The sequence below is a fragment of the Rhizobium sp. CC1099 genome, assembly GCF_029714385.1.
Lineage (GTDB): Bacteria > Pseudomonadota > Alphaproteobacteria > Rhizobiales > Rhizobiaceae > Rhizobium.
In genome coordinates this window covers 620,240-635,354 of the sequence record NZ_CP121642.1, presented here as the reverse complement: position 1 = coordinate 635,354, position 15,115 = coordinate 620,240, and the positions used below count along the sequence as shown (strand labels likewise).

The 15,115-nt window shown below is 60.7% G+C and carries 15 protein-coding genes and 1 pseudogene; 2 read left to right on the top strand and 14 right to left on the bottom strand.

The features are described from left to right. Window positions 1-31 precede the first annotated feature (31 nt). The 14 genes from nuoF to QA644_RS24135 all read right to left on the bottom strand — a co-directional run bounded on the left by nuoF (window position 32) and on the right by QA644_RS24135 (window position 13,630). Complete coding sequence (nuoF, locus tag QA644_RS24200) at window positions 32-1,297, bottom strand: NADH-quinone oxidoreductase subunit NuoF (RefSeq protein ID WP_239601074.1); 1,266 nt, start codon at window positions 1,295-1,297, stop codon at window positions 32-34. 4 nt (window positions 1,298-1,301) lie between these two features. After that, window positions 1,302-1,814, bottom strand: coding sequence for an NADH-quinone oxidoreductase subunit NuoE (nuoE, locus tag QA644_RS24195; protein WP_283073617.1), 513 nt, complete (start codon window positions 1,812-1,814; stop codon window positions 1,302-1,304). Window positions 1,815-1,832: 18 nt separating this feature from the next. Continuing rightward, window positions 1,833-3,047 (bottom strand): NADH dehydrogenase (quinone) subunit D, encoded by a 1,215-nt coding sequence (nuoD, locus tag QA644_RS24190; RefSeq protein ID WP_283073616.1) that lies wholly within the window; start codon window positions 3,045-3,047, stop codon window positions 1,833-1,835. Window position 3,048: 1 nt separating this feature from the next. Next, complete coding sequence (locus QA644_RS24185) at window positions 3,049-3,612, bottom strand: NADH-quinone oxidoreductase subunit C (protein ID WP_283073615.1); 564 nt, start codon at window positions 3,610-3,612, stop codon at window positions 3,049-3,051. After that, the gene (locus QA644_RS24180) at window positions 3,609-4,112 is read right to left on the bottom strand and encodes an NADH-quinone oxidoreductase subunit B (RefSeq protein ID WP_283073614.1); all 504 of its coding nucleotides are present in this window, start codon (window positions 4,110-4,112) and stop codon (window positions 3,609-3,611) included. Before QA644_RS24180 ends, QA644_RS24185 begins: the two co-directional genes overlap by 4 nt. Further along, window positions 4,100-4,465, bottom strand: coding sequence for an NADH-quinone oxidoreductase subunit A (locus QA644_RS24175; protein WP_074071546.1), 366 nt, complete (start codon window positions 4,463-4,465; stop codon window positions 4,100-4,102). Before QA644_RS24175 ends, QA644_RS24180 begins: the two co-directional genes overlap by 13 nt. Before the next feature lie 154 nt (window positions 4,466-4,619). Then, window positions 4,620-6,059, bottom strand: coding sequence for an NADH-quinone oxidoreductase subunit N (locus tag QA644_RS24170; RefSeq protein ID WP_283073613.1), 1,440 nt, complete (start codon window positions 6,057-6,059; stop codon window positions 4,620-4,622). Then, window positions 6,056-7,531 carry an NADH-quinone oxidoreductase subunit M gene (locus tag QA644_RS24165; RefSeq protein ID WP_283073612.1) on the bottom strand — a complete coding sequence of 492 codons (1,476 nt, stop codon included), beginning with the start codon at window positions 7,529-7,531 and terminating at the stop codon, window positions 6,056-6,058. The genes QA644_RS24170 and QA644_RS24165 overlap by 4 nt, the downstream gene beginning before the upstream one ends. Before the next feature lie 8 nt (window positions 7,532-7,539). After that, entirely contained in the window at window positions 7,540-9,300 is a 1,761-nt protein-coding gene (locus QA644_RS24160; protein ID WP_283073611.1) for a Na(+)/H(+) antiporter subunit D, read from the bottom strand. Continuing rightward, complete coding sequence (locus QA644_RS24155; RefSeq protein ID WP_239601081.1) at window positions 9,293-9,547, bottom strand: hypothetical protein; 255 nt, start codon at window positions 9,545-9,547, stop codon at window positions 9,293-9,295. Before QA644_RS24155 ends, QA644_RS24160 begins: the two co-directional genes overlap by 8 nt. Then, a complete protein-coding gene (locus QA644_RS24150) occupies window positions 9,544-11,007 on the bottom strand; it encodes a monovalent cation/H+ antiporter subunit D family protein (RefSeq protein ID WP_194731428.1) in 1,464 nt (487 codons plus the stop codon). Before QA644_RS24150 ends, QA644_RS24155 begins: the two co-directional genes overlap by 4 nt. Before the next feature lie 4 nt (window positions 11,008-11,011). Continuing rightward, window positions 11,012-11,314, bottom strand: coding sequence for an NADH-quinone oxidoreductase subunit NuoK (nuoK, locus tag QA644_RS24145; protein ID WP_074071540.1), 303 nt, complete (start codon window positions 11,312-11,314; stop codon window positions 11,012-11,014). After that, a complete protein-coding gene (locus QA644_RS24140) occupies window positions 11,314-11,808 on the bottom strand; it encodes an NADH-quinone oxidoreductase subunit J (RefSeq protein WP_040115122.1) in 495 nt (164 codons plus the stop codon). The genes nuoK and QA644_RS24140 overlap by 1 nt, the downstream gene beginning before the upstream one ends. A gap of 925 nt (window positions 11,809-12,733) precedes the next feature. Next, window positions 12,734-13,630 carry a LysR family transcriptional regulator gene (locus QA644_RS24135; RefSeq protein ID WP_194731430.1) on the bottom strand — a complete coding sequence of 299 codons (897 nt, stop codon included), beginning with the start codon at window positions 13,628-13,630 and terminating at the stop codon, window positions 12,734-12,736. A gap of 233 nt (window positions 13,631-13,863) precedes the next feature. Here QA644_RS24135 and QA644_RS24130 point away from each other — a divergent pair. Both QA644_RS24130 and QA644_RS24125 read left to right on the top strand, forming a co-directional pair. Next, a pseudogene (locus tag QA644_RS24130) lies at window positions 13,864-14,171 on the top strand (aldo/keto reductase); the annotation flags it as partial. Window positions 14,172-14,195: 24 nt separating this feature from the next. After that, a complete protein-coding gene (locus QA644_RS24125) occupies window positions 14,196-15,092 on the top strand; it encodes an aldo/keto reductase (RefSeq protein ID WP_283073610.1) in 897 nt (298 codons plus the stop codon). Window positions 15,093-15,115 lie beyond the last annotated feature (23 nt).

Sequence of the window (15,115 nt, the reverse complement as noted above, 5' to 3'; positions counted from 1 at the left end):
CTTCCTCCAAGCCCGCCTCAAACACACGCTCTCAGTGAAACGGGCACCTCCGCTCTTCGATATGGGCGACGAACTCGTCGCGGAAATGCTTAAGCGCCGCCCGCAATCCCATCGCGGCACCGTCACCCAAAGCACAAAACGTATTGCCGAAAATGCCTTTGCAAAGCATCTCCAGCTGCTCCAGATCGCCAGGCCCGCCTTCCCCGGTCTCAATGCGGCGCAGTACTTTTACGGCCCAGTTCAATCCTTCCCGGCATGGCGTACACTTGCCGCAGGACTCGTGATGGAAGAACTCGATGATCCGGGTGGCGACCTTGACCATGCAGGTCGAGTCGTCGATTACAACAACGCCGGCCGAACCAAGCATCGAGCCGGCGGCAGCAAGCGAGTCGAAATCCATCCCGACCTCCAGCCCGCCCTCAGGTATTACCGGCGCCGAGACCCCGCCCGGAATTACAGCCTTGATCCTGCGCCCCGGTAACGGACCGCCAGCGTGCTGCTCGACCAGTTCGCGCAGTGGTATGCCCATCGGCAGTTCGTAAAGGCCGGGTTTGCGCACCTGCCCACTCAGGCAGTAGAGCTTCGGGCCGGGGCTCTTATCCGGGCCGATGCCCCGAAACCAGGCCGGCCCGCGCATCACAATATGCGGCACGCAAGCAAGCGTCTCGACATTGTTGATGACGGTGGGGCTGGAGTAGAGCCCGGCCACGGCGGGAAACGGCGGTTTCAATCGCGGCTGCGCCCGCTTGCCCTCAAGCGACTCGAGCATCGCGGTCTCCTCACCGCAGATATAGGCGCCGGCACCGCAGTGAACGTGCACGGTGAACTTGAAATCAGAGCCTAGAACACGCGTTCCGAGATAGGACTTTTCGTGAGCCTGGGATATCGCTTGCTCCAGGCGGCGTATCGCCGTCACATATTCTCCACGGATGTAGACATAGGCGGTTTCGGCTCCGATCGCGTAGGCGCTTACCGCCAGCCCCTCGATGAGCTGGTGTGGATCGCGCTCCATGATGATCCGGTCCTTGAAGGTTCCGGGCTCGCCCTCATCAGCGTTGCAGCACAGATATTTCGGCTTGCCGGCCCGCTTCGGCACGAAGCTCCATTTCATGCCCGTCGGGAATCCGGCCCCGCCGCGGCCGCGCAGGTTGGACTGTTTGACGAGGTCGACGACCTCGTCCGGCGTATACTCGCGCAGGGTCTTGGCCAGTGCCTGATAGCCGCCGCCGGCCTCATAGGTCGACAGCAAATGACTGTCCGGCACGTCGACATTCTTGAGAAGAACCGGCTCGAACATGGCATTACTCTCCCGGCGGTCGCGCAAAGGCGGGCTCAACACTTTCGACCTGCCTCGCCATGGCGCGAAGGCTGTCCAGGAGTGCGTCTGTCCGCGCGACATCAAGGTTGCCGTGGTAATCGTCGCCAACCTGCATCACCGGAGCCATCTCGCAGGCACCGAGGCACTCGACGGTCGAAAGCGTGAACAGTCCATCCGGCGTCGTGCCGCCCTTGTTGATCCCCAGCACCTCCTCCAAGTGCCTCAGCAGCTCCTCGGAGCGGCGCAGCATGCAGGAAACGTTGTCGCAGAGTTGCAGGTGGAACATGCCCACCGGCTCGATATGGAAGAGTGTGTAAAAGGTCGCCAGTTCGTAGACCCAGATCCGCTCGACACCAAGGATATCGGCGACTTCTTCGAGCACTTGACCAGGCAAATGGCCATGCTCCCTCTGCGCGATCAAAAGCGCGGGCATGATCGCTGAGCGCTGGTCGGGATACCGCGCCGCCGCCGCCTCGATTTGTTCGCGCATAGTCATCGCATTTGAACCTCCCTGCTACTTGTCCACCTCGGCCATCACCGGGTCGAGGCTGCCGAGCACGGCGATCATGTCCGCCAGATAGCGGGCGTTCGTCACTCCAAAGAGTCCCTGAAGGTTGACGAAGGACGGTGCCCGCACCTTCATGCGGAACGGTTTGGGCGATCCGTCGCTGATGATGTAGAAGCCTAGCTCGCCCTTTGGCGCCTCGATCGCCGAATAGACCTCGCCCTTCGGCACCTTGAAGCCGTAGGCCGAGAGGTCGAAATGCTGGATCAATGCCTCCATCGAGCAGTGCACCCTGTCCTTGTCCACCGGGAAGGCGATTGTCGGCATGTCGATCTGGAACGGCCCCTCGGGCATCTGGTCGAGACATTGCTCAATGATCCGGATGCTCTCGCGCATTTCCTCGACACGGCACTGCCAGCGCGCATAGCAGTCGCCCTCCTTGCGGGTAATGACATTGAAGTCGAGCCGATCGTAGATCTCATAAGGCTCGTCGCGGCGGATGTCCCAATCGACGCCCGAGGCGCGCAGGTTCGGGCCACTCAGGCCGAGATCGATGGCATCCTCGGCGGCGATTACGCCGATCCCTTGCGTGCGGTTCAAAAACACCCGGTTGTTCTCGAGCAGCCGGTCATAGTCGCGAATGCGGTTCGGGAAAATGTCACAGAATTCCCGGATCTTGGGGAGGAACCCGTCGGGCAGGTCCTCGCGCACACCGCCGACCCGGCAGAAAGAGGTATGCATCCGCGCCCCGGTAATCATCTCCAACAGATCCATGATCATTTCGCGCTCGCGCATCGCATAGAGCAACGCGGTCATGGCGCCAAGGTCCATCGGCAGTGCGCCGGTGATCAGGAGATGGCCCGAGATCCGTGCCAGCTCGGCCATCAACACGCGAATATACTGCGCCCGTACCGGTGCTTCTATGCCGAGGAGTTTCTCCACGGCCAGCGCAAACGCCAGGTTATTCGAAGGTGGGCAGAGATAGTCGAGCCGGTCCGTCAGCGGGAAAATCTGGGTATAGGTGAAGCTCTCCGCCAGTTTTTCGGTGCCGCGGTGGAGATAGCCGATATGCGGGTCGACGCGCTCGACGTATTCGCCGGTCAGTTCGAGGACGAGCCGAAGAACCCCATGAGTGCTGGGGTGCTGCGGGCCGAGATTGAGAAGCACTTCCCTGGTATTGAGCGCTTCGCCTTCAGGCCTGCTGAGCTCGGTGACTTCAGTCATCTCAACTCTCCGGCGCGGAACGGCCTCCTTGCGGAATATCCCTGGTGGCGAGGTCCGGCTGTGTCGGCGGCGGGCCTTCGGCTCCAAACGGGTTCAACTTATCCTTGTATCCGCGCAGCGGAAAGTCCTTGCGCTGCGGGAAGCCCTCGAATTCCTCCCACATGTAGATCCGGCGCAGGTCTGGGTGACCCTCGAACCTGATCCCGTACATGTCCCAGGCTTCGCGTTCATGCCAGTTGGCGGTGCGCCAGACGCCCGTAACCGAGGAAAGCTGCGGCGGATCGCCAAGCCAGCACTTGATGCGAATCCGCCACCGGTTGGGCAGCGAGTAGAGGTGGTATACCGCTTCGAATCGCGGCGTTTCGGGATAGTGATCAACCCCGCAGATGTCGGAGAGGAAGTTGAATCGCAGCGCTGGGTGTTCCTTCAGGAACCGGCAGAACTCGACGATCATCTCGGGAGGAACAGCAAAGACGTGAATGCCGTGCGCGCAGCCGAGGTCCTCGATTGATCCCCCGAAACGCTCCATGATCGGACCCAGATTGAGAGGCCGCCCTACACTCATGATGCTACAACCCGATCCAGAGGCGTCCCGGCCAGCGCGCGGGTCCTCTTGATCTTCTCTTGAAGCAGGAGGAAGCCATGCATCAACGCCTCGGGCCGCGGGGGACAGCCGGGCACATGCACGTCGACGGGCACGAAAGTCTCCGACCCCTGCACCACGGCGTAGGTGTTGTAAACACCGCCCGAAATGGCGCAGGTGCCCATTGCGATCACCCAGCGCGGTTCCGGCATCTGGTCGTAGAGCCGACGCACGACGGGCGCGAATTTCCGGGTCACGGTGCCGGCGATGATCATCACATCGGACTGACGTGGTGAAGGGCGGAACACCACGCCGAACCGGTCGAGATCATAACGCGCGCAACCGGCTGAGATCATCTCGATGGCGCAGCAGGCAATGCCGAAGGTCTCAGGCCATAGGGCCGACCTCCGGCTCCAGCTGATGATGCTGTCGGCCGTGGTGAACAGTACGCTATCGCGGATCGCGTTGTTTACTCCTCCCATTCCAACGCTCCCTTCAGCCAAGCGTAGGCGAAGCCCACGAGAAGCAGCAACATGAAGACGAACATTTCAACATAGCCGATGAACCCGATCTCTTTCAGAACGACGGCCCAGGGAAAGAGGAACATTGCCTCGACATCGAAGACCACCAGCAGTATCGCAAGGATAAAGAACGGCACTCTGAAGCGGCCCCCGGCGGCCTCGCCCGACGGGTCCATGCCGCATTCGTAGGGCATGTTCTTTGCGGGATAGGAATTGGAGGGACGCAGCAGCGAGGAAACGAAAAGCGTCGTCATCGCCACCAGAACAATTCCGGCGGCCATGAAGAGTACCGGCAGGAATTCCATTGCAGACATGTCGCATTTCCCCGGTCACCCACCGAGGGCCTTGCTCAGGCCGCGACCGGCCCCATTCGGGCCGGCGATGCGGTCGCCCCAGTAAGTGACTTGGGCGCTCCTTTCTTCAATTGACAGTGTATTCCCTCGGGGGAATCATTGCAAATCCAATAGATCAGCCTCCAAACACCGCACCTTGAGCAAGCCTCAGGAACCGTTCCGGAAATAGGCCGATTCCGAGAGTGCCGACGGCGGTGAGGGCGAGCGTCGCGCGAACTAGAGGCGTCAGAGCCGGGTCAAACGCCCTGCGTGGCTCGCGCATGTAGATCACCATGACGATGCGGATGTAGAAGTAGGCGGCGACGGCGCTCAGCAGCACTGCGATCACCGCCAGCATGACGAAACCCCGCTCGACCAACGCGACCAGCACGTAGAACTTGGCGAAGAACCCGGCCGTCGGCGGAATGCCGGCCAACGAGAACAGATAGAGCAGCATCAGAAGCGCCAGCCCGGGATGCGACCTGGCAAAGCCCGCGTAGTCTTCGATAATCTCGCCCGAGAAATCGCCGTTCCGCATCATGATGACGATGCCGAAAATGCCGAGGTTCATCAAAGAATAGATCAGCAGGTAGAGCATCACGCTGGCGATGCCGTCCGCACCGCCGGCCACCACGCCGAAAATGGCGAACCCGGCATGGGCGATGCTGGAATAAGCCAGGAGGCGCTTGAAATTGTCCTGCACCAGCGCCACGAAGCTGCCGAGTGCCATTGTCACCACCGCAATGACGGCGACAACGACCCAGGCGTCCGAGGCTGCAACCAGCGGGTTGAGGAACACCCGCAGGATCGCCGCGAACCCCGCAGCCTTCGGCCCCACAGACATGAAAGCCGTGATCGTCGTCGGCGCGCCCTCGTAGACGTCCGGGACCCACATATGGAACGGCACCGCGCCGACCTTGAAGACCAACCCCGCGACGATGAAGACCACCGCCAGCAGCAATCCGGGATCGAGCGGATCGCCGGTCACCGCGGCCGCCATGCCGTCCAGTTGCGTCGTGCCGGTGAGCCCGTAAACGAGCGAAACGCCATAGAGGAAGATCGCGGTCGAGACCGCGCCAAGGATCACGTATTTCAGTGCCGCTTCGTTCGAACGCGGCTCTCTTCGCAAGAAACCGGTCAGTACATAGGTGCAGAGCACCATCAGTTCGAGACCCACATAAAGCGACAAGAGATCGGTCGCCGAGGCCATGATCATCATTCCCGAAAGGGCGAAGAGCAGCAGAACATAGTATTCGCTACTTTCAATCCCCTCAATGTCGGCATATTTTCGCGACAGGAAGAATGTCAAAACAGTGGCTAAGTAGAACACGAACTTGAAAAAGACCGCAAAGCCGTCGGCGACGAACATGCCCGTGTAGGCCGGCCGTACCTCGCTCGCCAGCATGAGTGTCCCCAAGGCCGCAATCAGCACGACGGCGACGGAAGCCCAGACAAAGACATGTTCCTGCCCCTTCCGCACAAGCTGGCCAAGGATCAGCAGGATGCAGGCTCCAGTGATCACCACAATCTCGGGCAGGCTCGCTAAAGCCGACTGGAAAAGCGCGGCGGCGGTCATTGGCCGCTCCCCTTGGTGTGCACGTGCGCGAGCAAATGCTTCACCGAGACGTCGATGATGTTGAGAAAGGGTTTCGGATAGAGCCCGACCCAAAGCACGAAGACGGCCAGCGGCAGGATCGCAGCCATCTCGCGGGCGTTTACGTCGCGTATCTTGAAGCGGGCGCCGATGCTGGCCGGACCAAGTGCTACTCTCCTATACATGCCAAGGAGATAGGCCGCGCTCAGCAACGCGCCCACGACCGCGGCCGCGCCGGCGGCCAGGTTGGCCGCAAATCCGCCCGACAGCACCAGCAACTCGCCGACGAACGAATTCGTCCCCGGCAAGGCCATCGACGACAAGGTGAACAGCGCCAGAAACGCGGTGTAGACCGGCGCCACCTTCATCAGCCCGCCGTAGTCGGCGATACTGCGCGTATGCGTCCGCTCGTAGATCAGGCCGACGAAGAGGAACAAAGCGCCCGTCGTTACGCCATGATTGAACATTTGCAGGATGCCGCCCTCGAGCCCGCGGAAGTTCAGCGCAAAAATCCCCAGCGTTACGAAACCCATATGGCTGATGCTGGAATAGGCCACCAGCTTCTTCAGGTCGTCCTGCGCCAGCGCAAGTAATCCGCCATAGACGATGGCAAGAGCCGAAAGCGCCAGCATCAGCGTCGAATAATATACCGACGCCTCCGGCAGCATCGGCAGCGAGAACCGCAAGAACCCGTAGGCGCCCATCTTCAGGAGCACTCCGGCCAGGATGATGCTGCCAGCCGTCGGCGCCTGTACATGAGCGTCCGGCAGCCAGGTATGAACCGGGACCATCGGCACCTTCACGGCGAAGGCGATCAGGAAGGCGAAGAAAAGCCAGGATTGAACCCAGAACGGCAAATCCTGATCTGTGAGCGCGAGAATGTCGAAGGTCCTACCGCCGTGGAAATAGAGCACGATGACACCGATCAGGAACAGGAGGCTGCCCGCCAGCGTGTAGAGGAAGAACTTGAACGCGGCATAGACCCGGCCATCACCGCCCCACACGCCGATGATCAGGTACATCGGGATCAGCATTGCCTCCCAGCAAACATAAAACAGAAACAGGTCGAGGGCGCAGAATACCCCCAGCATCAGCGCCTGCATGACGAGCAGGCTCACCATGAACTCCTTCACCTTGCTGTCAATCGCGACCCACGAGGCGAGCACGCAAATCCACCCCAGCAGCGCGGTCAAGAACACGAAGAGCGCGCTGATCCCATCGATACCGAGCGCGTAGGTGATCCCGAGCGTAGGCACCCACGGGTGTATCTCGGTGAACTGCATCTCGTGGGTCGTCTGGTCGAAGCTGGCCAGCATTGCGATGCAGAGAGCCAGGTCGAGGACGGTGATACCCAGCGCTGTCCAGCGCACCGCATCCTCGCTGCGGAGAAACATTAGAACCACTGCCCCGGCGGCAGGCGTGAATACAATGAGACTGAGGAGCGGCAATCCCATCGCACCCCCTACCGCCAAGCCACGGCGAAAACGACGGCGGCCGCGATCAGTCCGGCGATCATCGCCAGCACATAATGGGTCACGACACCGGTCTGGAGCCGCCGCAACGCAGCGCCCCCGCGCAGGACTGAACGGGCGACGCCGTTCACGACGGCGTCCACACCGTTAAGGTCGATCCGCAATCCTTCTCGTGCCGACCCGTGCAGGAAAGGTAGCGCCGTGGTCTCAGACACCTCGCTCACCGCCTTCTCGTAGCGCGCCAGCGGCCTTTCGGCGAGCCACATGAAGTACCGCGCACCCTTGCGGTAGAACCAGTCGGTGTCCAGGCTGATCGTATTCTCGGGATCGAGCGCTCGCAGGAAAATAACAAAACCCAGTGCCGTGAACATCAGCACGCCGAGGCTCTCCGTAATATGGAGACCCGTATATGGTTCGAAGTCGACCGGATAGGGTAGCAATGCATAAAGCGGCCGCGGGAACACCCCGATCGCAATGCAGAGCACCGCCGCCATACCCATCGCAACCAGCATGTTGCCGGGCGGGTCCCTGGCCCCTAGGCCCTGGTCCTTACCGAAGAACATGTAGTACGGGAGCTTGAGCCCGGTGTGCAGGAACGTCCCGGACGATGCCATCGTCAGCGCGAGCACGACCAGCGCGCGGTGATCCTGCCCAGCGGCGGCCACGACCATCGACTTGGTGACGAAACCCGAGAAGAACGGAAATGCCGAGATCGCTAAGGCGCCGACCATGTAGAGCGTCAAGGTCAGCGGCATGGTCTTGTAGAGCCCGCCGAGTTCGGTGAGCTTACGCCGCCCAGTGACATGAATCACCGCCCCCGCACCCATGAACAGAAGCGCCTTGTAGAGGATATGGGCGAAGGCATGGCTGGTGGCTCCGTTCAGCGCCATCTCGGTCCCAATGCCGACGGCCGCCACCATGTACCCCACCTGGCTGACGATGTGATAGGCAAGCAGTCGCCGGCAGTCGTTCTCCAGCACCGCGTAGATAACGCCGTAGAGCGCCATCGCGGTGCCGAGCCAGACCAGAAGCTCGGTCCCCGGAAACGCCCGCGCCAACACGTAGACGGCGGTCTTGGTGGTAAAGGCGCTCATGAACACCGCGCCTGTGACGGTCGCCTCCGGATAGGCGTCGGTGAGCCAGGCGTTGAGCGGCGGCACTGCGGCGTTGAGGATGAATCCGGCAAGGATCAGGTAGACGGCCACGCCCATTTCTCCCTCGATCGGGCCGAAAAGAGATGAACCCGTGGCGAGCCCGTGGAGAACCACGCCGCCGAGCAGGCAGACCCCGCCGGTGATATGGACCATGAGATACCGGAACCCCGCCCGGATCGCCTTGTCGCCTCCCTGGGCAAAGACCAGATAGGCAGAGGAAAATGCCATGCCTTCCCAGAACAGATAGAGGGTCAGGTAGTCACCGGCGAACACCACGCCGAGTGCGCTGCCGACGTAGATGAATGCGGCCACATGCTGGCCGGGGCGTGTCAGGTGCAACGCGTAGACCGTGCCGATCAGCGCCATGACGGTGAAAACGGTGGCGAAGACGATACTCAGCCTGTCGACCTTCGCAATCAGGATTTCCTGCCCGATAAACCTCGCCTCGCCATAACTGCCCGGCTGCATCGCGAGCACGGCAAGGATCGCCAGCGTCGGGATCAGCAGCAGATAGGCCTTGCCGATCGATCCCCTGAGGAACGGGATCGGCAGAGCACCGAGAATGAAGAGGAGAGCCGGATGGATGAAGTCAGTCATAATAGTCCTCGCGCCGCATCAGCCCGATCCGATGGCCGAGAAACTTGGATACGAAGATGAGCAGAACGCAGGAGCCGAAACCGTAGACGGCGGACCAGCCAGGCAGGCGCTCCCAAAGGTATTCGGCGTGTTCGCGAGAAACCAGAAAGTCGGCGGCGACGATCAGAACGAGTGCCAGATAGAACAGTCGGCGGCGCTGCCTTGCCCATTCTTCGTCACCAAAGAAGTCGACCACGCGCTTGATCATCTGACCACTCCGTCCGCCAGGGTAAGAAAATAATCGGGGAAGATGCCCATCAGCACCGATAGGATGGCGGTCGCAACAAGCGGGATCGTGATCATCGGAATTTCACGGACCGTCGTCCGGCTCTCCTGCGACTCGGTCCCGAAAAAGGCGACATAGCTGACCGGCAGGAAATAGGCGGCGTTCAGGATCGAACTCACCAGCAGTACGACCAGGAACGCCATCTGTCCCGCCTCCACCGACCCCAGCGTCAAATACCATTTGCTGACGAATCCCGCGGTCGGCGGCACCCCGATCATGCTGAGCGAGGCGACGAAGAATGCCCCCATCGTCCAGGGCAGCCGGCGGCCGATGCCGGCCATGTCGCTGATGTTGCGCTTTCCCGATGCGCAGTAGATCGACCCGGCGCAAAAAAACAGCGTGATCTTTGAAAATGCGTGCGCTGCAATGTGGATGATCCCGCCGACCATTGCGACCGGCGACAACAGGACCGCGCCCAGCACGATGTAGGAGAGTTGGGAAACCGTCGAATAGGCGAGCCTAGCTTTCAGGTCGTCCCGTGTCAGGGCGTAGACCGACGCCATCAGGATCGTGAATGAAACCAGATAGGCCGTGGCGATGCCGAGGCCGAGTTCTCCGACCAGCCCGACGCCGAAGACATGGAACACCACCCGCAGCACACAGAACACACCCATCTTGACGACAGCCACTGCATGCAAGAGTGCGCTGACAGGTGTTGGCGCCACCATAGCGGCCGGCAGCCAGGCGTGCATGGGCATCACCGCAGCCTTGGCGAAGCCGAAAAGATAGCAGAAATAGACAACCGTCAGCAGCGGCGCCGAGGCATTGACTCCCTCCAATAGCCCCCCCTCCACAAAGTCGAGCGACCCCGCAATGGAATATGTCAGTGCCAGCGCGGCAAGCAGCACGCTTTTCGACGCGCCCATCAGATAGACGAGGTATTTGCGGCTGCCCGCCCATCCCTCTTCGTCCTCGTGGTGGTAGACGAGCGGATAGGTAACGAGGCTGAGCACCTCGTAGAAGATCACCAGCGTGAACAGATTGGCGGCAAAGGCGCCTCCGACGGCCGCCGCGAGGCTGGTGGCGAAACAGGCAAAGAATCGGGTCTGCGCATGCTCGTTCAAGTGCCGCATGTAGCCGACGGAATAGACCGCGGCGACGATCCATAGGAGTGACGAGACCGTGGCGAACACCATGCCGAGCGCATCCGCCCGGAAAGCGAAGTCGGCCCCCGGCAGGATCTCGAACAGGCGCAAATCGACGGTTCCGCCCGCCAACACCGTGGGCGCCATAGAGGCAACAATCGCAAACAGGGCGATCGCGGCCAGCGGCGAGACGAGATCGCGGATTTTCTCACGGTTATTCAAAAGAAGAACTGCCACGGCGGTCAGGCCCGGGACGGCGACGGCAAGCAGCGGCCTGATCGATATCACCGGGTCCAAGCCGTTATCCTTTCATCATGGTCACGTCGTCGACCTTGAGGGTGGATTTGTTCCTCACAAGGGCGACCAGGATGCCAAGAGCAACGGCAACCTCGGCCGCAGTGATTGCTATGACGAAGATGGCGAAGATCTGCCCGCGAAAGTCGTCGTAGATGCGCCCGAAAGCGATGAAATTGATGTTGACCGAGTTTAGCAGCAACTCCAGCGACATCAGCACGACCAGAATATTGCGCCTGAGCAGCACGCCCGCCGCTCCGATCACGAACAGGACCACCCCGAGCAGAATATACCACGATAGCGGAACCATCACCCCTGCTCCTTCCGCGCCAGCACGATGGCGCCGACCAAAGCCACCAACAGGATGACGGAGGCGACCTCAAACGGCAGAAGATAACCGGCGAAAAGCGTCGTGCTGAGCTGCCTGATCTCATCGCCGCCGCCTACGGGAACAGTGACCGAAAAGCGATCGCTCCAGAGCACCAGTACCGACATCTCGATCCCAAGCAGAACGAGCATCACCAGAGCCGGCAGGTTGCCCCCCGGTAAGAACCGCTGCAACTTTGCTTCGCGCACATCGATCATCATGATCACGAATAGGAACAGGACCATGATTGCGCCGACATATACGAAGATCTGGATGACCGCGAGCAACGGCGCTTCGAGCAGGACGAAGATTGCCGAAATCTGCAGGAAACACGCCATCAGCGCCAATGCGCAGTGAACCGGATTCCGCGCCAGGACCACGGTCAGGGCCGTGATCACGGACACCGTAGCGAACAGAAGAAAGAACCCCTGATCCATCGACGCGACCCTCCCACGCGAGCTGTCACTCGGCGCGAGACGGCCGGATTTGAGATAGCTCTGCACTTCAGGTGCATTTATAAATTGTGCCCTAGTATCGGATTTTTCACAAGATTATTGTCGTCGGCGGACAAACCACTGCGATTCTGATGTGGCTGAGCCGCTCGCCAAGGTCTCGAAGCGCCGCCGGCATGGCAATCCAGACACGCTTGCGTTGCCCGCCGGAAAGCTCGTCCACCGGTCTTTCGGCAAGATCCGAGGTTTTGGTTTCGACGGGCGCGCCGCCATAGCTTCGTCCCTGGTCTGCGCCCCAGCATCAACCAATCTGCTTAGCCGGCCGGCCGTTATATTCACCCCCGATTTGCAGCCTTCACGAACGTCGCCAGTTCACGCCCAAAGCGGTCGGGCTCCTCGTAAAAGTGCGAATGGCCGCTGTTGGCAAAGATCGACAAGCGGCTGTCCTTGTGGGTCGCTTTTACTCGTTCCGACATGGCCGTACGGACAAGCCGATCGTGCTTGCCGTGCGTCAGGGAGAATGGGGCCGGGAAAGCCGCGGAACGTAGGCTCCAGATCTGAGGTTTGGGTCTTCACGAAACCTTCGTAAACTGCGCGCGCCGTCATGCCGTTGATGACAAGCATTCGCTGCAACTCATCACCCGTTGGAGGTTGAAATTCTCGCCCGCGAAGCCGCAACCCGGCGTGAGGCCATGAAAGAGAGGATTACAGAAAATACTCAAGCCTTTCGCCGGCACTTATGGCGTTTCCCGTCTGGGGCGTCATTTGGTGGCGGTGATGCAAGGCATCTCGATCCAGGCTCGTGATGGTGTGCAACCTGCAGCACTGTCGATGACGTTGTTTCAGGCGTCGCGGCATGCGCCAATCCGAAGGCAAAACCTCCCCTCGATAGGGCGAAGAACGCCCTGGTTCACCGGCCGCGATAGCGTAGTGCCTCAAGAAGCAGGGCAAAAGCAGGAGAGGAGTGCCGGCGGCTGGGATAATAGAGATGATAGCCGGGGAACGGTTCACACCAGTCCTCAAGCACCCGGATCAGGCGGCCCTCAGCGATGTGTTCGAGAACTTCGTCTTCGGGAACATACCCAAGCCCTAGCCCCGCGAGAGCCGAGTTCAACCTCAACGCCATGTTATTGAAGACGAGCTGACCCTCGACCCTCACCTTGAGTTCGCGCCCACCCTTTTCGAATTCCCACGGGAAAAGGCCACCATAGGTCGGTAGCCGGAAGTTGATGCAGTTATGCTGCGTCAGATCCTGCGGCGTCTCCGGCCGCGGATACTTCTGGAAATAGGCGGGCGATCCGACGATTGCCACGCGCATTTCAGGACCGATCCTGACAGCGATCATGTCCTTGGCGACCTGTTCGCCAAGCCGCACGCCGGCATCATAGCCTTCTGCGACGATATTGGTCAGGCCATAGTCGACCACGATCTCCACGTGAATGTCCGGATACTCCGGGAGAAACCTCGCCAATGCAGGCTGGAGAATCGTCACCGCTGGATGTTCACCCGCTGTGATGCGGATCATCCCGGCGGGCTTCTCCCGCAAGGCACTGAGTGCTGAGATTTCCTGCGCGATATCCTCGAACCGGGGCGCGACCGACTGTAGCAGCCGCTCTCCTGCTTCTGTGGGCGAGACGCTGCGCGTGTTGCGCGTCAGCAGCCGCAACCCTAAACGCGCTTCCAAAGCCTTGACGGTTTGACTGAGAGCGGATTGGGAAACGCCGAGCTTGGCGGCGGCCCTGGTGAAGCTCCGCTCCTTCGCAACGACGACGAAGGCGGCGAGGTTGTTGAAGTTTTCGATCTGCATTCATTAGACCAACTTATAAGGCAATGCCGATTATAGCGACTAATCGAGAGTTGATGCGAGCGTTATGTTGTCCTCATCGCATTCGAAGCCCCCGCAGGCTCACCGAGCGGCATCGCGGGCCCGACCGGCAGCTTTCAGACCAAATCGGATCTCAAAGGAGGACGACATTCAAAAGCGCGCGCTCGGCAACAGCAATCTCCAAGTCTCGGCCATCGGCCTCGGCTGCAAGCACTACCTTCGGCGAAAACGATTTTCGGCGCATTGTGCCACGCTTCGCTCCCGAGGCGCTCAAGGCCAACCAGGCGCTTGTCGACCTCATCGGATCTATACCTCAGCCAAGGGTGTCACGCCGGCGCTCGCGGAGCGAACCTGGATCGTGCCGATCCCCGGCACTACCAAGCTCACCGGCTCGAGAAAATCTCGGAGCAACGGATGTGGAACTGACGGCTAATGACCTGGCTCGTACAGAGCAAGCCCTGCCGGCATCCAAGTGCTCGGTGACCGCTATTTTGCTTCGCACCAGCGCTTGGTCAATCGCTGATTCATATCCGCAAGAAAGACAGCAATGACTTCCAACACCCAAAAGACCACTCTGTCCAATGGTATCGATATGCCGCTCCTAGGCCTCGGCGTCTATCGCAGCAGTCCCGAAGACACCGTGCAGGCGGTTTCGACCGCACTCGCCACCGGATACCGGCTGATCGATACCGCCGCAGCCTACAGGAATGAGGAGCAGGTCGGCGAAGCCATGCGTCAGAGTACCGTTGACCGCGCGGATGTCTTCGTCATCACCAAGCTGTGGATCAGCGACTACGGCTATGACGAGACGCTGCGCGGCTTCGATCGCAGCATGCGCAAGCTCGGGCTTAACGGAATCGATCTCTATCTTCTGCATCAGCCGATGCCCAATGAGTGGGAGCGGACGGTCGCGTCGTGGAAGGCTCTGGCGCGTGTTTTCGACGAGGGGCGCACCCGCGCCGTCGGCGTGTCCAATTTCAACTCCGAGCTCCTGGCCGACCTGATCGACCGCACCGGCTTCGTTCCCCACGTGAATCAGGTCGAGCTGCACCCCTTTTTTACACAGGAAGACTTGCGAGCGACGCATCAGCGGCTCCGGATTGCCACCCAGGCGTGGTCGCCGATCGGCGGCGTGATGCGCTACGTCTCCGACCATCCGGAAGCCGCGCCGAGCCCGTTGTCGCATACTGCGGTCGCGGATCTTGCCGAAAAACACGGCAAGACGCCGGCACAAATCATCCTCCGCTGGCATCTGCAACATGGTTTCTCCGCCATCCCGAAATCCGTCCGCGCCGCACGCATCACCGAGAACTTCGACGTTTTTGACTTCGTTCTGTCCGTGGACGAGATGGCGGCAATAGATGCCCTGGACACAGGCGTCCGCAGCGGCCCGAACCCGGATGACGTCGATACCAAGACGTATCCCCTTCGGATCGAAGACTGATGCCGTCCCGCGATGAAAGGACC